General features: G+C 51.3%; 26 protein-coding genes. 23 read left to right on the top strand and 3 right to left on the bottom strand.

The features are described from left to right. Window positions 1-519 precede the first annotated feature (519 nt). Window positions 520-1,482 (top strand): 23S rRNA pseudouridine(955/2504/2580) synthase RluC, encoded by a 963-nt coding sequence (gene rluC, locus D5398_RS01890; protein ID WP_120506104.1) that lies wholly within the window; start codon window positions 520-522, stop codon window positions 1,480-1,482. Window positions 1,483-1,565: 83 nt separating this feature from the next. Here the strand turns inward: rluC and D5398_RS01885 are convergent, their stop codons facing one another. Further along, a complete protein-coding gene (locus D5398_RS01885) occupies window positions 1,566-2,159 on the bottom strand; it encodes a Maf family protein (protein WP_120506103.1) in 594 nt (197 codons plus the stop codon). Between the two features lie 142 nt (window positions 2,160-2,301). Here D5398_RS01885 and yceD point away from each other — a divergent pair, with 142 nt between their 5' ends. The 22 genes from yceD to D5398_RS01775 all read left to right on the top strand — a co-directional run bounded on the left by yceD (window position 2,302) and on the right by D5398_RS01775 (window position 21,366). Beyond that, window positions 2,302-2,826, top strand: a complete 525-nt coding sequence (gene yceD / locus D5398_RS01880; protein WP_120506102.1) for a 23S rRNA accumulation protein YceD — start codon at window positions 2,302-2,304, stop codon at window positions 2,824-2,826. 12 nt (window positions 2,827-2,838) lie between these two features. After that, window positions 2,839-3,006, top strand: a complete 168-nt coding sequence (gene rpmF / locus D5398_RS01875; RefSeq protein ID WP_013576249.1) for a 50S ribosomal protein L32 — start codon at window positions 2,839-2,841, stop codon at window positions 3,004-3,006. A gap of 48 nt (window positions 3,007-3,054) precedes the next feature. After that, entirely contained in the window at window positions 3,055-4,089 is a 1,035-nt protein-coding gene (gene plsX, locus D5398_RS01870) for a phosphate acyltransferase PlsX (RefSeq protein WP_120506101.1), read from the top strand. 6 nt (window positions 4,090-4,095) lie between these two features. After that, window positions 4,096-5,049, top strand: a complete 954-nt coding sequence (locus tag D5398_RS01865) for a beta-ketoacyl-ACP synthase III (RefSeq protein WP_120134642.1) — start codon at window positions 4,096-4,098, stop codon at window positions 5,047-5,049. Between the two features lie 18 nt (window positions 5,050-5,067). Next, window positions 5,068-5,997, top strand: coding sequence for an ACP S-malonyltransferase (gene fabD / locus D5398_RS01860; protein ID WP_120506100.1), 930 nt, complete (start codon window positions 5,068-5,070; stop codon window positions 5,995-5,997). A 13-nt stretch (window positions 5,998-6,010) separates the two neighbouring features. After that, window positions 6,011-6,745, top strand: coding sequence for a 3-oxoacyl-ACP reductase FabG (fabG, locus tag D5398_RS01855; protein WP_112291135.1), 735 nt, complete (start codon window positions 6,011-6,013; stop codon window positions 6,743-6,745). 153 nt (window positions 6,746-6,898) lie between these two features. Beyond that, complete coding sequence (gene acpP, locus D5398_RS01850) at window positions 6,899-7,135, top strand: acyl carrier protein (RefSeq protein ID WP_015690190.1); 237 nt, start codon at window positions 6,899-6,901, stop codon at window positions 7,133-7,135. 101 nt (window positions 7,136-7,236) lie between these two features. After that, the gene (gene fabF, locus D5398_RS01845) at window positions 7,237-8,478 is read left to right on the top strand and encodes a beta-ketoacyl-ACP synthase II (protein WP_120506099.1); all 1,242 of its coding nucleotides are present in this window, start codon (window positions 7,237-7,239) and stop codon (window positions 8,476-8,478) included. Between the two features lie 230 nt (window positions 8,479-8,708). Continuing rightward, a complete protein-coding gene (gene pabC, locus D5398_RS01840) occupies window positions 8,709-9,506 on the top strand; it encodes an aminodeoxychorismate lyase (protein WP_120506098.1) in 798 nt (265 codons plus the stop codon). Between the two features lie 14 nt (window positions 9,507-9,520). Continuing rightward, on the top strand, window positions 9,521-10,546 hold the full coding sequence (mltG, locus tag D5398_RS01835) for an endolytic transglycosylase MltG (RefSeq protein ID WP_120506097.1): 1,026 nt from the start codon (window positions 9,521-9,523) through the stop codon (window positions 10,544-10,546). After that, entirely contained in the window at window positions 10,536-11,183 is a 648-nt protein-coding gene (gene tmk, locus D5398_RS01830; RefSeq protein ID WP_120506096.1) for a dTMP kinase, read from the top strand. Before mltG ends, tmk begins: the two co-directional genes overlap by 11 nt. Then, window positions 11,180-12,199 (top strand): DNA polymerase III subunit delta', encoded by a 1,020-nt coding sequence (gene holB, locus D5398_RS01825; protein ID WP_120506095.1) that lies wholly within the window; start codon window positions 11,180-11,182, stop codon window positions 12,197-12,199. The genes tmk and holB overlap by 4 nt, the downstream gene beginning before the upstream one ends. 28 nt (window positions 12,200-12,227) lie before the next feature. Further along, entirely contained in the window at window positions 12,228-13,022 is a 795-nt protein-coding gene (locus D5398_RS01820; RefSeq protein WP_120506094.1) for a metal-dependent hydrolase, read from the top strand. A gap of 337 nt (window positions 13,023-13,359) precedes the next feature. Then, window positions 13,360-14,793 (top strand): PTS glucose transporter subunit IIBC, encoded by a 1,434-nt coding sequence (ptsG, locus tag D5398_RS01815; protein WP_120506093.1) that lies wholly within the window; start codon window positions 13,360-13,362, stop codon window positions 14,791-14,793. Between the two features lie 199 nt (window positions 14,794-14,992). Continuing rightward, window positions 14,993-15,346, top strand: a complete 354-nt coding sequence (hinT, locus tag D5398_RS01810) for a purine nucleoside phosphoramidase (protein WP_120135087.1) — start codon at window positions 14,993-14,995, stop codon at window positions 15,344-15,346. Window positions 15,347-15,354: 8 nt separating this feature from the next. Beyond that, the gene (locus D5398_RS01805; protein WP_120506092.1) at window positions 15,355-15,723 is read left to right on the top strand and encodes a YcfL family putative periplasmic lipoprotein; all 369 of its coding nucleotides are present in this window, start codon (window positions 15,355-15,357) and stop codon (window positions 15,721-15,723) included. A gap of 21 nt (window positions 15,724-15,744) precedes the next feature. Continuing rightward, the gene (gene lpoB / locus D5398_RS01800; protein WP_120506091.1) at window positions 15,745-16,347 is read left to right on the top strand and encodes a penicillin-binding protein activator LpoB; all 603 of its coding nucleotides are present in this window, start codon (window positions 15,745-15,747) and stop codon (window positions 16,345-16,347) included. After that, window positions 16,331-17,188 carry a phosphotransferase gene (locus D5398_RS01795; RefSeq protein WP_120506658.1) on the top strand — a complete coding sequence of 286 codons (858 nt, stop codon included), beginning with the start codon at window positions 16,331-16,333 and terminating at the stop codon, window positions 17,186-17,188. The genes lpoB and D5398_RS01795 overlap by 17 nt, the downstream gene beginning before the upstream one ends. Window positions 17,189-17,234: 46 nt before the next feature. Beyond that, window positions 17,235-18,263, top strand: coding sequence for a beta-N-acetylhexosaminidase (gene nagZ / locus D5398_RS01790; protein WP_120506090.1), 1,029 nt, complete (start codon window positions 17,235-17,237; stop codon window positions 18,261-18,263). Between the two features lie 52 nt (window positions 18,264-18,315). After that, complete coding sequence (ycfP, locus tag D5398_RS01785) at window positions 18,316-18,858, top strand: alpha/beta hydrolase YcfP (RefSeq protein WP_120506089.1); 543 nt, start codon at window positions 18,316-18,318, stop codon at window positions 18,856-18,858. Between the two features lie 323 nt (window positions 18,859-19,181). After that, window positions 19,182-20,486, top strand: a complete 1,305-nt coding sequence (locus D5398_RS01780; protein ID WP_120506088.1) for an NAD(P)/FAD-dependent oxidoreductase — start codon at window positions 19,182-19,184, stop codon at window positions 20,484-20,486. Window positions 20,487-20,829: 343 nt separating this feature from the next. Next, window positions 20,830-21,366, top strand: coding sequence for a glycine zipper 2TM domain-containing protein (locus D5398_RS01775; protein WP_120506087.1), 537 nt, complete (start codon window positions 20,830-20,832; stop codon window positions 21,364-21,366). Between the two features lie 70 nt (window positions 21,367-21,436). Here D5398_RS01775 and D5398_RS01770 read toward each other — a convergent pair whose 3' ends face one another. Next, window positions 21,437-22,420, bottom strand: a complete 984-nt coding sequence (locus tag D5398_RS01770; RefSeq protein WP_120506086.1) for an XdhC family protein — start codon at window positions 22,418-22,420, stop codon at window positions 21,437-21,439. Window positions 22,421-22,433: 13 nt separating this feature from the next. Continuing rightward, on the bottom strand, window positions 22,434-23,021 hold the full coding sequence (locus D5398_RS01765; RefSeq protein WP_120506085.1) for a nucleotidyltransferase family protein: 588 nt from the start codon (window positions 23,019-23,021) through the stop codon (window positions 22,434-22,436). Window positions 23,022-23,196: the final 175 nt, after the last annotated feature.

Here is a 23,196-nt window from a genome sequence, read left to right as displayed (position 1 = left end):
GTCTTCTCGCAAATCGTCAACCTCACGGCTGTCGCTTGCATAGGGGCGCATTATTTCGGTAAGTCTGCTTTTGCTGTATTAAAGGCACCAGCGTTATGAAAGCAGCACTTTTATTAGGGGAATAGCTTCTGAATTTAGGTTAACAGATCTCATTCCGTATGCCGGCCAAGCTGCAACCCGCAGCCCGCTAATTGCTTGATTTCACATTACGTCTTACGCCATTGCTGCGTTTTTGTGCGATCAGGCAAATCTATAATTCCTGCGTTTTCCCTAACTTAAGAGAAACAACGCCGAAAGTAGTTTCATTATTCCATTGCAGGCACTGTGATAGCAAGGTGACTTTTCCCATGCGGGTAAGATATTTACCTCAATGAGAGATGCGCCGCATTGTCTGAACTTTCGCTTTCTGTAAAAACAGGGGGTGTAGAAGGGTTTTCCTCGGCAGTTACTGGTAAAGTAAGAGTTAAGCACATAAAAATCAGTGGCGCGAACCGTGCCGGATATTTAGAATCGCGAGCCATGAAAACTGAGAATCCAACTGTACAATTAATCCCCATCTCCGAAGATGAAGCCGGTCAGCGCATCGACAACTTCTTACTTAAAATCCTGAAGGGCGTGCCGAAGAGCATGATCTACCGCATCGTGCGTAAGGGAGAGGTGCGGGTTAACAAGAAAAGAATTAAGCCTGAATACAAATTAATTGCAGGTGATGAAGTGCGGGTACCGCCTGTCCGTGTGGCTGAGCGGGATGAAGCACCGGTTTCCGCGAAACTGGATAAAGTTGCCGCTTTAGCCGATTGCATCTTATATGAAGACGATCATCTGCTGATCCTGAACAAACCGTCCGGTACTGCCGTGCATGGTGGCAGCGGGCTGAGCTTTGGGGTGATTGAAGGCATGCGAGCTTTGCGCCCGGAGGCACGCTTCCTGGAGCTTGTTCACCGTCTTGACCGCGATACTTCCGGCGTTTTGCTGATCGCTAAGAAGCGTTCCGCCCTGCGATCCCTGCATGAGCAACTGCGTATTAAAAGTATGCAGAAGGATTATCTTGCTTTGGTGCGCGGCGAATGGCCTTCACATTGCAAAGTGGTGCAGGCTCCGTTGCTGAAAAATATTCTGCAAAGCGGTGAGCGTGTTGTCAGGGTGAATGCGGAAGGTAAACCTTCTGAAACGCGCTTCAAAATTGAAGAGCGTTACGAATTTGCGACCCTGGTTAAAGCCAGTCCGGTGACGGGCAGAACGCACCAAATCCGTGTGCATGCACTGCACGCCGGTCATCCGATTGCCTTTGATGATCGTTATGGTGAACGTGATTTCGATGCAAAACTGTCAGGAACAGGCCTGAACCGTCTTTTCCTGCATGCGGCTGCGCTGCGTTTTGAACATCCGGCTACCGGTGAAACTATGCGTATTGAGGCTCCTATGGATGCCAAACTGCGTAACTGCCTGAAAATCTTGCGCGGTAAAGCTACAGCCCGTTAAGAAATCAGAGTATGAGTCACTCAAGAGGCGCAGAGATTGCGCCTTTTTTTATGCCTGTTTTTAATGTTGATATGCGAGCAGATCTAAATCAGCGGATTGATGCCGTGTTCGCGCAGCAAGGCGAGCAGGGCAATGAGAGGCAGGCCGATAAGCGTATTCGGATCGCGCCCTGTCAGACTGTCGAAAAGCGTGATCCCCAGTCCTTCGCATTTAAAACTGCCCGCGCAATCATAGGGCTCTTCACGATGCAAATATCCGGTAATTTCTTCAGCGGTTAATGGCCGGAAAGTGACGTCAAACGTTTCGCATAACGTCTGCGCTGTTTGCGTCTCACTATTATATAAGCTCAGGCCGGTATAAAACGTGACCGTTTTGCCACTGGCTGCCTGGAGTTGTCTGAACCCATTATCGAAAGTGTGTGGCTTTCCGGTGATCTTTTCATCAATCACACAAACCTGATCAGAGCCAATAATCAGATGCCGGGGATAGGATGTGGCGAGTGCGCGGGCTTTCGAAAATGCCAGGCGCTGTACAAGGTCTGCCGGGCTTTCACCGGGGGCAGGTGTCTCGTCGATATTGGGTGCCGCGCAGGTAAAAGTCAGGCCGGTTTTCTCCAGCAACGCTTTTCGGTACACCGAGGTTGAAGCTAAAAGTAAATCTGGTGAAGGCATAATCATAATTTTTTTTCACAAAGCGTAGCGTTATTGAATCGCACATTTTAAACTGTTGGCCGCTGCGGAAGCGAATATTGGTGAAAGGTGCGGTTTTGAGGCCTTTTTCTTTGACTCTCTGTCGTTACAAAGTTAATATGCGCGCCCTATGCAAAAAGTAAAATTACCCATGACCCTTGATGCGGTCCGCACTGCCCAGAAGCGTTTAGACTATACAGGTGTCTATACTGCAGATCAGGTTACGCGTGTTGCCCAATCAGTGGTCAGTGTGGATTCTGATATACAAACCTCATTGTCGTTTGATATCGACAATCAGCGCCTGGCTGTGATTACCGGCCACTCCGATGTTGCTGTAACTCTGGAATGCCAGAGATGCGGTAAGACGTTTGAACATCAGGTTCACACAACATATTGTTTTAGCCCTGTCCAAAATGATGAACAGGCTGAGGCATTACCGGAAGCGTACGAACCGATCGAAGTCGATGATTTTGGCGAAGTCGATTTGGTGGCAATGATTGAAGACGAAATTATTCTTTCACTGCCTGTCGTTCCGGTACATGAATCTGAACACTGTGAAGTGTCCGAAGCGGACATGGTATTTGGCAAACTGCCTGAAGAGGCGGAGAAACCTAATCCATTTGCCGTATTAGCGAGTTTAAAGAAAAGTACTTAAGGAGTAAGGTCCATGGCCGTACAACAGAATAAACCAACCCGTTCTAAACGTGGCATGCGTCGTTCACATGACGCTCTGACCACTTCCACTCTGTCTGTGGACAAGACTTCTGGTGAAACTCACCTGCGTCACCACATCACTGCCGACGGTTTCTACCGCGGTCGCAAGGTAATCGGCTGATAATTGCCTGCAACTTATTCACGTGATAAGTGCTGGCAAGGCGATACCTTGACTCGTCTAACCATCGCGTTAGATGTAATGGGCGGAGATTTCGGTCCTTCCGTCACAGTGCCTGCTTCATTGCAGGCACTGATCTCTAATTCTGAATTAGACCTTCTTCTGGTCGGCGATCCCGACGCAATCACACCTTTCTTAGCCAAAGCCGATCCTTCTTTAACAGAACGAATTCGGATAATTCCTGCTGAATCAGTTATAGCCAGCGACATGCGCGCGTCGCAAGCTATACGTGCCAGTAAAGGAAGCTCAATGCGTGTGGCGTTGGAACTGATCAAAACTGGGGATGCACAGGCGTGCGTCAGTGCCGGAAACACCGGCGCTCTGATGGGATTAGCCAAAATGGTTGTAAAGCCTCTGGATGGCATTGAGCGCCCGGCGCTGATGAGCGTATTGCCCAATCAGCAACGCAGTAAAACCGTGGTACTCGATCTGGGGGCGAACGTTGAGTGTGACAGCACAATGCTGGTCCAGTTTGCCGTGATGGGCGCAGTCATGGCGGAGCAGGTGGTGGGGATTACTCACCCTCGCGTCGCCTTACTGAACATCGGTGAAGAAGAAAGCAAAGGGCTCGATAACATCCGCGAAGCCGCAGCTGTTTTAAAAAAAACCACGGCTATCAACTATATCGGCTATCTTGAAGGCAATGACCTTCTGACCGGTAAGACAGATGTGATGGTGTGTGACGGCTTCGTTGGCAATGTTACGCTCAAGACCATGGAAGGCGTTATAAGGATGTTTTTGTCACTGTTAAAGTCCTCCGGCGAGGGTGGCAAGAAAGCCTGGTGGCTGAAATGGTTAGGCCGGATAGTACAGAAGAAATTGCTAAAGCGTTTTAGCCATCTCAACCCCGACCAGTATAATGGCGCATGTTTGTTAGGATTACGGGGCATCGTTATTAAAAGCCACGGCGGAGCAAACCAGCGTGCGTTTGCTGTTGCTATCGAACAGGCTGTGCAGGCGGTGCAGCGGCAGGTCCCTCAGCGGATTGCCGCGCGCCTTGAAGCTGTATTACCCAAGAGTGACTGATCGTACATGTATACAAAGATTCTCGGTACGGGGAGCTATTTGCCCGTGCAAGTTCGGACTAATGCCGACTTAGAAAAAATGGTGGATACCTCCGACGAGTGGATTGTCACCCGCACAGGTATTCGTGAACGTCGTATCGCTGCACCGGATGAGACTGTGGCCACAATGGGCCTGCACGCAGCAGAAAAAGCACTCGAAATGGCCGGCGTCAGCGCAAGCGACGTGGGTTTGATCATTGTTGCAACAACCTCATCTTCACATGCATTCCCGAGTTCAGCCTGCCAGGTGCAGAATATGCTGGGCATCAAGGATTCCGCAGCGTTCGATCTGGCCGCGGCTTGTGCCGGGTTTACCTATGCACTGAGCGTTGCCGATCAGTACATCAAAAACGGCGCAGTGAAATATGCGCTGGTGATCGGCTCTGATGTGTTGTCACGCAAACTTGATCCTGAAGATCGTGGCACCGTTATTCTCTTTGGTGATGGCGCGGGCGCAGTCTTGCTGGGCGCATCCGAAGAGCAGGGCATCATTTCTACGCATATGCATGCCGATGGTCATTACGGTAACCTGCTGACGCTGGCATACCCAAGCCAGTCAGAGCCGGAAAAACCTGTTTATGTCACCATGGCCGGGAATGAAGTCTTCAAAGTTGCTGTGACTGAACTGGCGCACATTGTTGATGAAACCCTGACCGCGAATAATCTTGACCGTTCTGCACTCGACTGGCTGGTTCCGCATCAGGCGAATCTGCGCATTATCAGTGCGACAGCGAAAAAGTTAGGGATGGGTATGGATAAAGTCGTGGTTACGCTCGATCGTCATGGCAATACCTCTGCGGCTTCTGTGCCTGCAGCGTTTGACGAAGCAGTGCGTGATGGCAGAATTCAGCGCGGGCAATTAGTGTTGCTCGAAGCATTTGGCGGTGGCTTTACCTGGGGCTCGGCGCTGGTACGTTTCTGATTTAACAGGAAGATAAAAATGACAAAAATTGCAGTTGTTTTCCCTGGTCAGGGTTCTCAGACGCTCGGTATGCTGGCTGATTTAGCCGCTGCGCATCCGGTGGTTGAAGAAACATTTGCCGAAGCTTCTTCGGCGCTGGGGTATGATTTGTGGCAGCTGGTGCAACAGGGACCTGCTGAAGAACTGAATAAAACCTGGCAGACACAACCTGCATTGCTGGCCGCTTCGGTCGCTATCTGGCGTGTTTGGCAGCAACAGAATGGCACTCAGCCAGCTCTGATGGCAGGTCACAGCCTGGGCGAATACTCTGCTCTGGTTTGTGCTGGCGTGCTGGATTTCAAACAGGCGATTTCCCTGGTTGAATTGCGCGGCAAACTGATGCAGGAAGCTGTTCCGGCGGGTACTGGCGCGATGTACGCTATTATCGGTCTGGATAACGACGCGATTGCTAAAGCCTGTGAAGAGTCTGCTCAGGGACAGGTTGTTTCTCCGGTTAACTTTAACTCGCCAGGTCAGGTTGTGATCGCGGGTAACAAAGAAGCCGTAGAACGTGCCGGTGCGGCCTGTAAAGAAGCGGGAGCAAAACGTGCTCTGCCTTTGCCAGTCAGCGTGCCATCGCATTGTGCGCTGATGAAGCCTGCTGCGGATAAACTGGCTGTTGCACTGGAAAACGTCACATTCAGCGCACCTCAGTATTCTGTAGTGAACAATGTTGATGTGAAAATCGAAACGTCCCCTGAAGCCATCCGCAGTGCGCTGGTACGCCAGCTGTACAGCCCGGTGCGCTGGACTGAGTCTGTCGAATTTATCGCAGCACAGGGCGTTGAGCAGCTTTTAGAAGTGGGGCCGGGTAAAGTTCTGACCGGTCTGACTAAACGTATTGTTGATACCCTGACGGCGGCCGCAGTGAATGACACGGCAAGCCTGACAGCGGCGTTAGAGCAGTAATAAGAGGATGAGTATGACCTTTGAAGGCAAAATTGCACTTGTTACTGGTGCCAGTCGTGGTATTGGCCGCGCTATTGCAGAAAAACTGGTAGCAGGCGGCGCGAAAGTGATCGGTACAGCGACCAGCGAGAAAGGTGCTGAAGCGATCAGCGAATATTTAGGCGAAAATGGCAAAGGTATTATGCTCAATGTGGTTGATTCTGCATCTATTGAGCAAGTATTGGCGACTATTCGAGCTGAATTTGGCGAAATTGATATTTTAGTTAATAATGCCGGCATTACCCGTGATAACCTTCTCATGCGTATGAAGGATGATGAGTGGCAGGACATCCTGGATACTAATCTGACTTCAGTGTTTCGGCTGTCAAAAGCTGTCATGCGGGCTATGATGAAGAAACGGTGTGGACGGATTATTACAATTGGTTCCGTTGTTGGCACCATGGGTAACGCAGGGCAGGCGAACTACGCGGCGGCTAAAGCTGGCTTGATCGGTTTTAGTAAGTCTTTGGCACGTGAAGTCGCTTCACGTGGCATTACTGTCAACGTCGTCGCTCCCGGCTTTATTGAGACGGATATGACAAGGGCGTTGACAGATGATCAACGCGCAGGCATTTTGTCATCAGTTCCAGCCAACCGGTTGGGCGATGCAAAAGAAATTGCCAGCGCCGTTGCTTTTTTAGCCTCTGACGAGGCCGGCTACATCACGGGTGAAACATTACATGTCAATGGCGGCATGTACATGATTTAAAAATTACGAAATTATTTGCGTTTTTTGCGGTAAAAACCGCAAAATAGAGCAAATTCGTGGTTTGACCAGCCTGGATTTAGTTGCATCTTTTTCAACATTTTATACACTACGAAAACCATCGCGAAAGCGAGTTTTGATAGGAAATTTAAGAGTATGAGCACTATCGAAGAACGCGTTAAGAAAATCATCGTTGAACAGCTGGGTGTTAAACAGGAAGAAGTAGTGAATGCTGCATCTTTCGTAGACGACCTTGGCGCTGATTCTCTCGACACCGTTGAGCTGGTTATGGCTCTGGAAGAAGAGTTTGATACCGAGATCCCTGACGAAGAAGCTGAAAAAATCACTACTGTTCAGGCAGCAATTGATTTTATCAACGCTAGCCAACAGTAAGCGTACATGCTTTAAGTTTAGATAGTTAGGCGGTCATTTGACCGCCTAAGTTTTTTATATCCCACGGTATTACTACTTTTTTCCCTCCCTGGAGGACACACGTGTCTAAGCGTCGAGTTGTAGTGACTGGACTGGGCATGCTGTCTCCTGTCGGCAATACTGTAGAGTCCACTTGGAACGCTCTCCTTGCCGGTCAGAGTGGCATCAGCCTAATCGACCATTTTGATACTAGTGCCTACGCAACGCGTTTTGCTGGCTTAGTAAAAGATTTTAACTGTGAAGACTTCATCCCGCGCAAAGATTCCCGCAAGATGGATGCCTTTATTCAGTATGGTATTACTGCCGGTATTCAGGCGATGCAAGACTCCGGGCTTGAAGTGACTGCTGAGAACGCGACACGCATTGGTGCGGCGATCGGTTCTGGCATCGGCGGACTTGGTCTGATTGAAGAAAACCATACCTCATTGGTTAACGGCGGACCTCGCAAAATTAGTCCTTTCTTCGTTCCATCAACTATCGTCAACATGATTGCAGGTCATCTGAGTATCATGTTCGGGTTGCGTGGTCCGAGTATTTCTATTGCCACTGCCTGTACTTCTGGTGTGCATAATATTGGTCACGCAGCACGTATTATTGCCTATAACGATGCTGACGTGATGTTAGCTGGCGGCGCAGAAAAAGCCAGCACTCCGCTGGGTGTCGGTGGTTTCGGTGCAGCACGCGCGTTATCCACGCGCAATGACAATCCGCAGGCGGCAAGCCGTCCGTGGGATAAAGATCGTGATGGTTTCGTACTGGGTGACGGTGCCGGGATTATGGTTCTGGAAGAGTACGAACATGCCCGTAAACGCGGTGCAAAAATTTACGCAGAAATTGTCGGCTTTGGGATGAGCAGCGATGCCTTCCATATGACATCTCCACCTGAAGATGGTGCAGGTGCCGCGCTGGCGATGGAAAATGCGCTGCGTGACGCAGGCATTTCTGCCTCGCAAATCGGTTACATCAATGCACACGGTACTTCGACAGCCGCCGGTGATAAAGCCGAAGCGCAAGCCGTTAAATCGGTATTTGGTGCTGATGCGCATAAAGTGCTGGTCAGTTCAACCAAATCAATGACCGGACATCTGCTCGGCGCGGCGGGTGCGGTAGAGTCTATCTTCACTTTACTGGCACTGCGTGATCAGGCCGTTCCTCCGACTCTGAATCTGGACAATCCGGATGACGGTTGTGATCTGGACTTTGTGCCACATGAAGCGCGTCAGGTTAAAGACATGCAATATTCGCTGTGCAACTCTTTCGGATTTGGTGGAACCAACGGTTCCCTGGTTTTCCGTAAGATGTAATTGCCCCAGTGTGGTATTAAGAAAGGCCCGTTAATCGGGCCTTTTTGCTGTCTGAATAAAACCGGCCTGCGGGATGAATGGAATCAAACGGCAGCTCAACGGAAAGAGTCTTCCCGTCATTTCAGCCCGCCGGTACGATAAAGTAAGAATGCTCTACTTGCCGCCAGAAACCTGCTCACGCAGTCTCTGCTGTCGGAGAACCATAACCCTGAAGTCAGGAGGAAGTAACCATGTGGATTAACGGTGTGGCGGCGACAACTTTGCCTGCGGCAGACCGGTCTGTGCAATTTGGTGACGGTTGCTTCACTACGGCCAGGGTACTACGCGGTGAAATCCAATTGCTTTCAGAACACATTGCGCGGATGCAGCGTGCGGTATCTGTGTTGCACATTGATAGCGTGGATTGGGCGGCTTTAGAGCGTGAAATGGTACTGGCCGCCGGACAACAGGAAGAGGCTGTCGTTAAAGCGGTTATTACGCGCGGGCAGGGTGGGCGTGGCTACAGTTCAGCTGGTTGCACCAAACCGACCCGGATTGTTTCTGTGTCTGCATATCCCGTGCAATATCACGCGTGGCGACAACACGGTGTGAAAATCGTCCTGAGCCCGGTGACGTTGAGTAAGAACCCGCTGCTGGCGGGGATAAAACATCTTAACCGTCTTGAACAGGTCATGATCCGCCTGCATCTTGACCAGACGGACGCCCATGAGGCGCTGGTGGTTGACACTTCAGGCTGCCTGGTGGAATGCTGTGCGGCTAATTTATTCTGGCGCAAGGGGAATCAGGTATTTACACCAGATCTATCGCAGTCGGGTGTGGATGGTGTTATGCGCCAGCACATTATCCGGCTCATTGAAAATGCGTCCCCATGGACATTGCATAGAGTCAGTGAACCCGCGCAAGCATTGTCGGATGCTGATGAAGTGCTGATTTGTAATGCACTTATGCCCGTTTTACCCGTAGCACAAGTCTGTGGATGGCACTATTCATCCCGATATTTGTACGATTTTCTGCTCCAGAGCTGTTAAAAAGTGAATAAATAATGACAAACAAAAAGACCAAAATCTTCGCCCTGATTGTCCTGATCGTTGCAGGGCTGGCGACGTTTGCCTACCAGAAAGTGAAACACTTTGCGGATCGCCCGATCAATGTCAGCAGTGAAACGATCTTTACCCTGCCTGCCGGTACCGGTCGTGTGGTGCTGGAAACGCTGCTCATCGACAAGAAACTGATGAAGCCTAATCCGTGGTTTCCGTGGTTATTACGTTTGGAACCTGAACTGAGTGAATTCAAAGCCGGAACCTATCGTCTGGAAAAAGGCATGACAGTTAGGCAGATGCTGGAACTGCTCAAAAGCGGCAAAGAAGCCCAGTTTAGTATTCGTTTTGTCGAGGGTTTTAAACTCAGCGACTGGATGAAGGTGTCAGATAAATCAGAATATCTCAAACATGAACTCAGCGGTAAGAGCGGTGAGGAGATTGCCACCGCGTTAGGCATGACCGATACCAAAAATGCCGAAGGCTGGCTGTATCCCGATACTTACCACTACACTGCGGGCATGACGGATTTATCTCTGCTCAAACGCGCTCACGTGCGGATGGAAAAAACCGTCGCAGATATCTGGAAAGGCCGTGCGGATTCTCTGCCGTACAAAACGCCTGCGGAGATGGTCACCATGGCGTCGATTATAGAAAAAGAAACTGCCGTGAAAGATGAGCGTCCGGAAGTCGCGTCGGTATTCGTTAACCGCCTGCGGATCGGTATGCGCCTGCAAACTGACCCGACCGTCATTTATGGTATGGGCGAAAATTACACAGGTAATATCACGAAGAAAGATTTGGAAACGCCAACCCCCTACAATACTTACGTGATTACCGGCCTGCCGCCGTCGCCTATTGCGATGCCGAGCGAAGCCTCAATTCAGGCTGCGGCACATCCCGCAAAAACGCCGTATCTTTATTTTGTCGCGGACGGCAAAGGCGGGCATACTTTCAGCACTAACCTTGAGAACCACAACAAGGCGGTTCGTGTGTATATAGAGGCTCTTAAGAATAAGAATGAAAAGTAACTTCATTGTCATTGAAGGCCTCGAAGGGGCGGGGAAAACCACCGCTCATAACGTGGTGGTAGATGCGTTGCGCCAGCACGGTGTGGAAGAAATTGTGTTTACCCGTGAGCCGGGAGGTACGCCGCTGGCGGAGAAATTGCGCGATTTATTTAAGCGCGGCGTGGATGGCGAAAAACCGACGGTCAAAGCCGAAGTGCTGATGCTTTACGCAGCACGTGTCCAGCTGGTTGAGACGGTGATTTTACCCGCTCTGGCCCGCGGTGCATGGGTGGTTGGCGACCGGCATGATCTCTCCTCGCAAGCTTATCAGGGTGGCGGGCGCGGGATTGATGCCAAACTGATGACCTCTTTGCGTGATACCGTGCTCGGTGATTTCCGACCGGATCTGACGCTGTATCTGGATTTGCCTCCGGCCATCGGTTTGCAACGCGCCCGTGCGCGCGGTGAACTGGATCGCATTGAGCAGGAAGCGCTGCCTTTCTTTGAACGCACGCGTGCCCGTTATCTGGAACTTGCTGCCGCTGACAGCCGCATCAAAACCATCGATGCCTCTCGGACCATTGAACAGGTTAAGGCATCGATCGAACAGACACTGAAAAACTGGTTTGACGAGCAGGCAACCCAGGAGCATTCATGAACTGGTATCCGTGGCTCAGCGGCCCCTACCGCCAGCTGACAGGGCAATATCTGACAGGTCGCGGTCATCATGCGGTGCTGATGCATGCCGCTGCTGGTATCGGGGACGAAGCGCTGGTGTATGGTCTGAGCCGCTGGCTGTTGTGTCAGCACAAGGACGGCGAAAAGAGCTGTGGTAACTGCCACAGTTGCCAGCTGATGATTGCCGGAAACCATCCTGACTGGCACATCCTGCAACCTGAAAAGGGAAAAAACTCGCTGGGTATTGATCCCGTGCGCCAGCTTATCGAAACGCTCTACAATTATTCCCAACAGGGCGGTTCCAAAGTTGTCTGGATCCCGCAAACGGAATTGCTGACGGAAGCCGCAGCAAATGCCTTGCTGAAAACGCTGGAAGAACCTCCCGCAGGCACCTATTTCCTGCTGGGATGCCGTGAACCTTCGGCGTTACTGGCGACGATCCGCAGCCGTTGTTTTTACTGGCATCTGCCGGTACCGGAAGAAGCGCTGGCAGTACAGTGGATTAACCGTCAGCTCAGCGCAGATCCTGTATCGATTAAAACTGCCTTGCGTCTGACTAACGGCGCTCCGTTGTCCGCGATTGCGTTGTTGCAGCCGGACCGCTGGAAGCAACGTGTGACACTTTGCCAGCAGCTGTATGTGCAATGTCAGCAACAGGATATGCTTTCCCTGTTGACGCAGCTTAATCATGATGATGCGCCTGAACGTCTCTACTGGCTGGCGACCCTACTGCTCGATGCCATCAAATGGCAGCAACAGGCCGGACAGTTCATCATCAACCACGATCAGCAGCCGTTAATTGCGCTGCTTGCCGGTGCGCAGTCCAGTGTGTCTTTACAACAATCGGTGAGTGCCTGGATGCATTGCCGCCAGCAACTGCTTTCTATCGTCGGTGTTAACCGTGAGTTACTGCTGACCGAACAACTTCTTGAGTGGGAACAGATGCTTCAGGGCACCGTTTCTGCGTCGATTTTTAGTTCCGCGCTTTCCCGCTGAACCCTTTATTTGTCATGAGTTAATTACTATGTTTTTAGTCGATTCCCACTGTCATCTCGACAGCCTTGATTATGATGAGCTGCACACCGGCGTTGATAACGTGCTGGAGAAAGCCCGCGAACGTGACGTGAAATTTATGCTGGCAGTGGCGACCACCTTGCCTGGTTATCGCGCGATGACGCAGCTGATTGGCGACCGTCCGGACGTGGCCTTTTCCTGTGGTGTACACCCGCTCAATATCGATGATGGCTATGATTTCACAGAACTTCGTGAACTTGCCGCCAGCCCGAAAGTGGTGGCGATGGGGGAAACCGGACTGGATTATTTTTATCAGAAAGAAGCCCATCAACTGAAGCTGCAACAGGATTCATTCCGCGAGCACATCCGCATTGGGCGCGAGCTGAACAAACCGGTGATCGTCCATACACGTGATGCCCGTCAGGATACTTTGGATATTCTTAAAGAAGAGAATGCGGGGGAGTGCGGCGGAGTTCTGCATTGTTTCACTGAAGATCTGCCGACGGCAAAATTCCTGCTGGATCTGGGATTTTATATCTCTTTCTCCGGCATTGTGACTTTCCGCAACGCTGAAGCACTGCGCGAAGTTGCCCGCTACATTCCACTGGATCGTCTGTTGGTAGAAACTGACTCGCCCTATCTTGCGCCAGTTCCGCATCGTGGAAAAGAGAATCAGCCAGCCTATGTGCGTGACGTTGCCGATTACATGGCCGTGCTCAAAGGTGTGAGCGTAGAAGAGCTGGCCGAAGCGACGACCGCTAACTTTTCACAATTATTTCACGTCGACACTTCCTCCCTAATCTAGCCTTAAGGTTAGTCATATACTCTGGATTTATTTTTCACCTCGTAATTAATCACCAGAATGAGGTATTGTGGCCCCGTTTTTTACGGGGCTACGGGCGTTTATTTCGGATTTAATGTTGCAAATCGTGGGTTTTTTAAACGCTCTCACTGCATTTTTCAGAAAAACGTGACTGCCATCAAACATTAACAAAGGGAATTATTTTACCCTTCGTAAAAATTAAAAGGGGTGCTCAGACACCCGACAGCAAAGGGCTGTACGACCCTTTGCAAAGCGGTTAGTTATCAGGCTAAACCGCATGAAGTATCAAAAGCATCATTACTCAGGAGCACACTCAATTATGTTTAAGAACGCGTTTGCAAACCTTCAAAAGGTCGGTAAATCGCTAATGCTGCCAGTATCCGTACTGCCAATCGCAGGTATCCTGCTTGGTGTCGGTTCTGCAAACTTTAGCTGGCTGCCACTGATCGTTTCCCATGTTATGGCCGAAGCCGGTGGTTCCGTCTTCGCTAACATGCCTCTGATCTTTGCTATCGGTGTGGCGTTAGGCTTCACCAACAATGACGGTGTTTCTGCACTGGCGTCCGTTGTGGCATACGGCATCATGGTCAAAACCATGGCAGTTGTTGCACCACTAGTTCTGCATTTGCCGGCTGAAGAAATTGCAGCCAAGCATCTGGCGGACACCGGCGTACTGGGCGGTATTATCTCCGGTGCGATTGCGGCATACATGTTCAACCGTTTCTACCGCATCAAGTTGCCTGAATACCTGGGCTTCTTCGCGGGTAAACGTTTCGTGCCAATCATCTCTGGTCTGGCGGCGATTATTCTGGGCGTGGTTCTGTCCTTCATCTGGCCACCAATCGGTACAGGTATCCAGACCTTCTCACAATGGGCTGCTTACCAGAACCCGGTAGTGGCATTCGGTATCTACGGCGTTGTAGAACGTGCGCTGGTTCCGTTTGGTCTGCACCATATCTGGAACGTTCCATTCCAGATGCAAATCGGTGAATACGTGAACTCCGCAGGTCAGGTATTCCACGGCGATATCCCACGTTACATGGCGGGTGACCCGACTGCGGGTAAATTGTCCGGCGGCTTCCTGTTCAAAATGTACGGTCTGCCAGCTGCTGCAATCGCTATCTGGCACTCAGCGAAACCTGAGAACCGTGCAAAAGTCGGCGGCATCATGATTTCCGCTGCACTGACTGCGTTCCTGACCGGTATCACTGAACCTATTGAATTCTCCTTCATGTTTGTTGCGCCGATCCTGTATGTGATCCACGCGCTTCTGGCAGGTCTGGCATTCCCAATCTGTATCCTGTTGGGTATGCGTGACGGTACGAGCTTCTCGCACGGTCTGATTGACTTCATCGTACTGAGCGGTAACAGCAGCAAAATCTGGCTGTTCCCAATCGTAGGTGCGGTATATGCGGTGGCTTACTACAGCATCTTCCGTTTCCTGATTGCGAAGCTGGATCTGAAAACGCCTGGCCGTGAAGAAACAACCAGCGAAACTACAACGCAGGGCGGTTCAGAAATGTCTGCGTCTCTGGTTCAGGCTTTCGGCGGCAAAGACAACATCACTAACCTTGATGCCTGTATTACCCGTCTGCGCGTCAGCGTAGCGGACGTATCGAAAGTTGATCAGGCTGGCCTGAAAAAACTGGGTGCGGCAGGTGTAGTGGTTGCAGGTTCTGGTGTTCAGGCTATTTTCGGTACCAAGTCTGATAACCTGAAAACTGATATGGACGAGTACATGCGTAACCATTAATGGTGAGCAATGTTAAGTTCTGAGAATGGAGGCTTCGGCCTCCTTTTTTATGCCTGCAATTTACCCCAACGGCTGCCGTTGCCTGTCGCTGGCGCTTTCTGCGTCAATTAAGCATCAAAAAGCGTAATCAGGTTGAAAGGAATGGAAATTCTAACCCATACTGCGTACAACGCTTTTTACTTTGTTAAGGACAGTTAAGATGGCCGAAGAGACAATTTTCAGCAAAATTATTCGCCGTGAAATCCCTGCCGATGTGGTTTATCAGGACGAACTGGTGACTGCATTCCGCGACATTTCTCCTCAGGCGCCAAGCCACATTCTGATCATCCCGAATATCCTGATCCCGACGATGAATGACGTTGATGCCACGCACGAAGCCGCGCTGGGCCGGATGATGACGGTTGCCGCTAAAATTGCCGAACAGGAAGGGATTGCCGAAAGTGGCTATCGTCTGATCGTCAACTGCAACCGTGACGGCGGGCAGGAAGTTTATCATATCCATATGCATCTGGTCGGTGGCCGTGCATTGGGTCCATTGCTGTCACGTCAGTAAGGGCAAACATGCGTTTCCTGATGGCATTATTGCCGGTAATTTTGTTGATAGGCTGTAGCAGCAAGCCTGGTATTGCGCTCAACAATCAGCAAAGGGTGGTGATGGAATCCCCCGTTCTGACGGCGGGGATTATCCCGAGCTCGCCATCAGTGTCTGACTCCGGTGGGCAGAAAAAGGCCACCAGTACGCTGGATAATAACCAGCCACATCCTGTCACCTTGCATTACCGTTTCTATTGGTATGATAAGCAGGGACTGGATTTATTACCGGTTGCGGAACCCCGGACTGTCACCGTGCCTGCCAACAGCAGCATTGACATCAGTTCACTCAATGGCAATCTCGATGCGTACAGTGTGCGCATGTACCTTTATCTCTAAATTCCCGTACGGAGAAGGTTGATGAAAAAGTATTTTCTCATTGTGGCAATGGCCGCATTGATCCTTGGCGGTTGTACTCTGCCAAACCAGCAACAGACGCAGCCTCAGCAGCCAGAACAACCTCAACAACCGCAACAGCCACTGCCGCCGGTCAATCCGCCAGTGCCTGAGCAGCCACAGGTTCAGCCGGTTCCGCAGCCACCGAAATTCGCAAATATTGACTGGACGGCGACCGTTGAGCCGATGCTGGCGAAAATGCTCAAATCCGGTGGTGTGCAGTCCGGCAGCGTTCTGCTGGTAGACGGCGTGAAAAACAGCACCAACGGTTCGCTGCAAATGGCCAAAGCGACGGATGCCCTGCGCAGTACGCTGGCGAACAATACGACTTTCCAGGTGGTGCCGGCAGAACAGGTGTCTTCAGCCAAGCAGTCACTGGGATTATCGCCGGATGATAGCCTCGCTTCGGTCAGCAAAGCTATCGGTCTGGCAAACATCGTAAAAGCCCAATATGTACTTTACAGCACCGTCAGTGGCGATGTGAAAGCACCCACGATGTCGATGCGTTTGATTACCGCACCAAGTGGTGAAATCGTCTGGTCTGGTCGCGGTGCTGTTCAGAATTAACGCTGAGCTTCTGCAATCCGAATTACAGCAACTGATCGAAAAACATTATCCGGCGGTGAATACCGCCGGTTTTCGTTTATCACCGGTCGCAGGGCTGACGGGTGAAAGCTGGAAAATAACTTCGCCCGCCGGTAATTTGCTGGCGCGGCATCAGTCTTATGAGAAGCGAATTGCAGGGGCTGACCGGCAACGTGAATCTGCGATTTTGCGGCATGTCGCGCGGCAAAAGTCAGGGCCGTGTGTCAGACTTTATTCGCCGCCGTGGCTGATTGTTGACTGGATAGACGGCACGCCGCTGACTGAACAGGACTTCGCAACGCCTGCCACACAGCAGGCGCTGAGCCAGACGCTGGTCAGGTTGCATCAGCTGGCGCCGTCAGGCTACCGGCTGGATTTACCGCAGCAATTTGCGCGTTACTGGCAACATATCGACCGGCGCAGGCTGACGCCGCGCTGGCTGCGTTTACATCACCAGATGATGTCGCAGACGCCGCCCGTGTCGCTGAAACTGGCGCTGGTGCACATGGATATTCACGCAGGCAATGTGCTGAATACGCCGGAAGGCCTGCGGCTGATTGACTGGGAATATGCCGCGAATGCAGATATTGCGCTGGAACTGGCCGCCATTGTTCGCGGTAATGACTGGAATGCGCAGCAACAAAATACATTCCTGAATGAGTACGTTAATGCGGGCGGCTATCAGGAAATAACTCTTTTACAGCAGCAGGTTAACCGCTGGATCCCCTGGGTAGATTACCTGATGCTGATGTGGTTTGAAGTGCGCTGGCAGCAGACCGGCGAAAATCAGTACAGAGAATGGGCGCACCCGTTGCGCCCTTAAAAATCATCTGAAAAGAAAAGGAGCGTCCATTTTGTTGGGACCTGTAATGCTGGATGTCGTTGGCTATGAGCTGGATGCCGAAGAACGTGAAATTTTGCAGCACCCGCTGGTGGGCGGTCTGATTTTATTCACCCGAAATTATCATGACGTCAGTCAGTTACATGAACTGATCCGCCAGATACGCGCCGCGTCCCATGACCGTCTGGTGCTGGCGGTGGATCAAGAAGGCGGGCGCGTGCAGCGTTTTCGCGAAGGCTTTACCCGTCTGCCCGCTGCGCAATCTTTTGCGGCGATCAATACGCCACACGAAGCGGCGCGTCTGGCACAGGAGGGCGGCTGGCTGATGGCGTCAGAAATGATTGCCATGGATATCGACATCAGCTTTGCGCCGGTGCTGGATATCGGCCATATCAGTGCGGCCATTGGCGAGCGCTCATTCCACGCCGACCCGAACAAAGCACTGGATATGGCAGAACAGTTTATTCTCGGCATGCACGCAGCAGGCATGAAAACGACCGGTAAGCATTTCCCCGGACATGGCGCAGTCAGTGCGGATTCCCACAAAGAAACGCCACGTGACGATCGCCCGCTGGAGGTTATCCGCCAGCACGACATGGCAATCTTCCGTCAGCTTAATGAGCGTAAATTGCTGGATGCCGTCATGCCTGCACATGTGATTTATACGCAGGCCGACCCGCGTCCGGCCAGCGGTTCGCCTTACTGGTTGCAGGATATTTTACGTAAAGAACTGAATTTCAACGGCGTGATTTTTTCCGATGATATTTCAATGGAAGGTGCCGCGATTATGGGCAGCTATCCGGAACGTGCCCAGGCATCTCTGGATGCTGGTTGCGATATGATCCTGGCCTGCAATAATCGTCAGGGCGCAGTGAGCGTGCTGGATAACCTGTCTCCGGTCAAAGCTGAACGTGTTGCGCAGTTGTATCATCGCGGACTGTACAGTGGAAAACAGGCCCGTCAGGACCTGCAAAATTCGAGTCGCTGGAAAGAGGCAAACCGTGAACTGACCGCCCTCGACGCCCGCTGGCAGGAACATAAAGAAACTGCCCGGTAACGTTTTTCAGACCGCGTGAGGGTTTCAACGCACATTCAGGATGAGGTAAACGATGATTATCTATTTGCATGGCTTCGATTCAACCAGTCCCGGTAACCATGAGAAAGTGTTGCAGCTGCAGTTTATTGATCCCGACGTACGTTTCATCAGCTACAGCACGCTGCACCCGCGCCACGACATGCAACATTTGCTGAAAGAAGTCGACAAAGTGCTGCATGAAACCACCGATAAAAATGCGCTGATTTGCGGAGTCGGGCTTGGCGGATTCTGGGCTGAACGTATCGGTTTTCTGTGCGGGATCCGTCAGGTGATGTTCAACCCGAACTTATCACCGCAGGACAATATGACCGGGAAAATCGACCGCCCCGAAGAGTACGAAGACATTGCTACGAAATGCATCAGTAATTTTCGCGAGAAAAACCGCGACCGTTGTCTGGTGATTTTATCCCGCGAAGACGGCGTGCTCGACAGTAAGAAAACGGCTGAGAAGCTTCATCATTACTACCCGGTTGAATGGGACGAACATCAGAGCCATAAGTTCAGGGATATCTCGACCCATCTTCAGCGGATCAAAGCCTTCAAAAACATCGACTGATTTAACATTTCGTTCCTGAAATTCTTTAAAACCACTGCCTGCAAGGAGTGGTTTTTTATTTGCCTCATTCTGCCCCCTGAAATCATTTTTCCGCTCGTTTACGGTCTAACCTGCTGATTTAAAGCTGGCAAAATACATGCCATTTCCCTAAGTCAAATTAGCCAAATGAATTTAAATTGACCTATATCAATTTTGGTATGACCAAATCACCACGCGTGATATCCTCCGTCTCAGATACCGATTTAACTTAAGCAACCCTATGTAATATAAGGATTATATTTTTACTCTTATATAACAATTGGTTCACATTTGAGGGGGTCATTTTGACATCACCAATGAAGAAAATTGTGATAATCGGCGGTGGCGCCGGCGGTCTGGAACTGGCGACAAGCCTGGGCCATAAACTTGGCCGCAAGAAAAAAGCGGAGATCATTCTGGTCGACCGTAACCACAGCCATTTATGGAAACCCCTGTTACACGAAGTGGCGACCGGCAGCTTGGACGACGGTGTGGATGCCTTGAGCTATCTGGCTCATGCCCGCAACCATGGTTTTACTTTCCAGATTGGCTCACTGACCGATATCGATCGCGAAAACCAGACCATCAAACTGGCCGAAATCTGCGATGAGAACGGTGAGATGCTGGTGCCGGTACGTGATATTGCGTACGACCAGCTGGTGATGGCACTGGGCAGTACCTCTAACGACTTCGGCACGCCGGGCGTGAAAGACAACTGCATCTTCCTGGATAACCCGCATCAGGCACACCGTTTCCATAACGAAATGCTGAACCTGTTCCTCAAATTCTCTGCCAGCTCCGACAAGCAGAAGAAAGTGAACATCGCGATTGTTGGCGGCGGTGCGACCGGCGTTGAGCTGTCTGCCGAGCTGCACAATGCGGTGAAACAGCTGCACAGCTACGGTTTTGAAGGGCTCGACAGCGAAGCGCTGAACGTCACTCTGGTGGAGGCCGGCGAGCGTATTCTGCCGGCACTGCCGCCGCGTATTTCTGCGGCGGCGCACAACGAGCTGACCAAACTGGGCGTGCGCGTTCTGACGCAAACCATGGTTACCAGCGCAGATAAAAACGGCCTGAACACTAAGTCTGGTGAATTCATTGATGCCGATCTGATGGTCTGGGCGGCGGGGATTAAAGCGCCTGATTTCATGAAAGACATCGCGGGTCTGGAAACCAACCGCATTAATCAGCTGGTGGTGGAGCCGACGTTGCAGACCACGCGTGATCCGAATATCTACGCGATCGGTGACTGCGCTTCCTGTCCGCAACCGTCCGGCGGCTTCGTGCCGCCTCGCGCTCAGTCCGCGCACCAGATGGCTTCCCGCTGTTTTGCCAATATCATGGCGCAGCGTAAAGGGCAGAGCCTGAAACCCTACGTCTATAAAGATCACGGTTCACTGGTTTCCCTTTCACGCTTCAGTACTGTCGGCAGCCTGATGGGTAACCTGATGCGTGGGTCGATGATGGTCGAAGGGCGTCTGGCGCGACTGGTTTACGTCTCCCTTTATCGTATGCATCAGATTGCGCTGCACGGTTATATCAAAACCGGTCTGATGATGCTGGTCGGCGGAATTAACCGTGTGATCCGCCCGCGTTTGAAACTGCACTGATTTCGTTCACCGGGTTTTTTTTATACATCAGCTGAATCGTTTCATACCTAAAAGCCTGTTTAATACAGGCTTTTTTATTTTTAGTACAATAAACACCCAAATAGCAGAAAATCACGCCAATATTACTTTGTCAGCTAAGAATCCTCCTAAACACCCCCTCAGACAGGTCATTTCCCTCACTTACAGAGTTCGTCTTATTGTTTGCTCAGGCTATGAAGGGCAGACTTAACCAATAAGTTTACAGCTGGCGATTCACGCACGCCGAACCTCAGATGTGTTGTTGTCCACTGAGGCGCGTCTCTTACGGGGCGAATTGCGTGGTAACATTTTCGGAGGAAGTCCTGTGAACAAGTCAATGTTAGCTGGGGTCGGTATTGGTGTGGCTGCGGCATTGGGCATTGCTGGCGTTGCGAGCATGAACGTCTTTTCGTCTGGCCCGCAATATGCGCAGGTTGTCAGTGCTACGCCAATCAAAGAGACCACAAAAACCCCGCGTCAGGAATGTCGTAATGTGACTGTTACTCACCGCCGTCCTGTGCAGGATGAGCATCAGATCACCGGTTCCGTACTGGGTGCGGTTGCGGGTGGCGTTTTGGGTCACCAGTTTGGTGGGGGGCGCGGACGTGATGTCGCCACTGTCGCCGGAGCACTGGGTGGTGGTTATGCAGGTAACCGCGTGCAAAGCAGCATGCAGGATAACGACACCTACACGACTCAACAGCAGCGCTGTAAAACCGTGTATGACAAAGCAGATAAAACGCTCGGTTATGATGTGACCTATAAAATAGGCGATCAGCAGGGTAAAGTTCGTATGGACCACGATCCGGGCACTCAAATTCCGCTGGATAAAAGTGGTCAGTTGCAGCTTACCCGCACCTAATTAACCGGTAAGTCTGTACAAAAGCCTGAGGCGAAAACCTCAGGTTTTTTTTATGGAATGAATACTGAAGTCAGACAGCTGTAACGAGCTGATTCACCCCATTTTTATGCTTAACAATATCCGCCATCACTGCCAGCGCGATTTCGGCCGGGGTTTTGCTGCCGATCGATAATCCTACCGGTGCATGCAGACGGGAAAAATCCTCTGGTGTGAAATCCGCGATAGTTTGCAGACGCTCACGGCGGCGTGCGCTGTTACGCTGTGAACCCATCGCACCGATATAAAATGCCGGAGTGTTCACCGCTTCCATCAGGGTAAGGTCATCCATTCTCGGGTCATGGGTCAGCGCGACAATCGCCGTATTCGCATGACAGCTTTGTTCCTCGAGATATTTAGCCGGGAATTGTTTTTCCAGGCGAATACCGGCTTTCAGTGAAGACTGAAAGTTTTCCAGTACATCCTCACGGCATTCACACACCACCACTTCAAATCCCAGCGCACAGGCAAAATCAGCGCAATAAAGCGCTACGCTCGACAATCCGGCAATCAGCAGGCGTGGCGGGGCAGCCAGATGCAGGGTGATGCAATCTTCGTTTCGCATCACCTGGGTCGCATTATGATAATTCGTCAGTTCCAGATGATCGCAGGCAGCGGGCAGGGTAAGTGACTTAGTCAAAGCGTAATGCCCCGCCAGCGCCATCCCCATTCTTTGCAGATATTCGAGATTGCCGGGCATCGCCGTTAAATACTCAATCAGCACATCCAGCGAACCGCCGCACGGCAGGGCAATATTCGGCGTCAGCCCGCCTTCGCCGTAGCGCACAATCTGGCTGGCTTGCTGATATTCACCCGCCGCTATGCGTTGCAGGAAATCTTCTTCGACGCACCCACCGGAAAGCGAACCGCAAAAATGACCATCGGCATTGGCCACCATCAGTGCGCCGGGCGCACGCGGCGATGAACCATAAGTGGTCAGCACCGTACAAAGCCAGACCGGCCGGGAGGTCAGCCATTCCATTGCCTGTGAAATAACCTGATTATCAAGATGCTGCATGCATATATCCGTTCTAAATAAGCGGGGAATCGCGGAGTTGTTCCGGCAGGTCGATATCTGCGATCACCGCCGGATTATTTAAGTCTAGTCGTAATATTTCATAGCTGCGGATCAGTTCCCGCGCGCCATGGTCTCCACGTAACTGTAAAAGCCCCTCTCTCATTGGCCGGGCAAAACCCACCGGATGGCCGGGCTGATTTTGCCAGAAAGGGCGTACCACCAGTGCCTGTTGCAGGTTGCTGGCCACCGCAGTGAAAACCTCTGCGGGAACAAAGGGCATATCCGCAAGATGAATCAGCCAGCCGTCCCATTCCGGCGTATCGCGTACACCGGCGGCAATAGATTCGCCCGTTCCGGCACTGTCAGTGAGTGTAAAAGGCACCTCTTTACGCGCGCAACTGGCCTGAACCTGCAAATTCTCCGAACGGGTTACCACATGAACCGGCATACCGCTGGCGATTAACTGATTCAGCGTGGTTTCAAAAACAGTGACAGGATTTTCTGCTGTTTTGCTCAGGGCTGCATTGAGCTTGTTTCCCTCCCCACCGGCGGCAATAAATCGTGTTCCTGAGCCTGCGGCGAGAAGAATAATACCGGTCATTTCGCGCGTACCCCTTCTGGTTATTGTTTGCGCAACAGAAATAAATTATCTCACTTTTTTGCGCACAATTGTGAATGAGATATTAAAAATGTGTTTTCCATCATAGCTTATAAGGCTTTGCGTACATATAATCGCCCACGATAATCGGTATTTTTAGAATATTAGAAAATACTGA

The organism is Rahnella bruchi (genome assembly GCF_003614975.1).
Lineage (GTDB): Bacteria > Pseudomonadota > Gammaproteobacteria > Enterobacterales > Enterobacteriaceae > Rahnella > Rahnella bruchi.
Note: the sequence above shows the minus strand (reverse complement) of the source record. Positions and strands in the feature narration are given on the sequence as shown.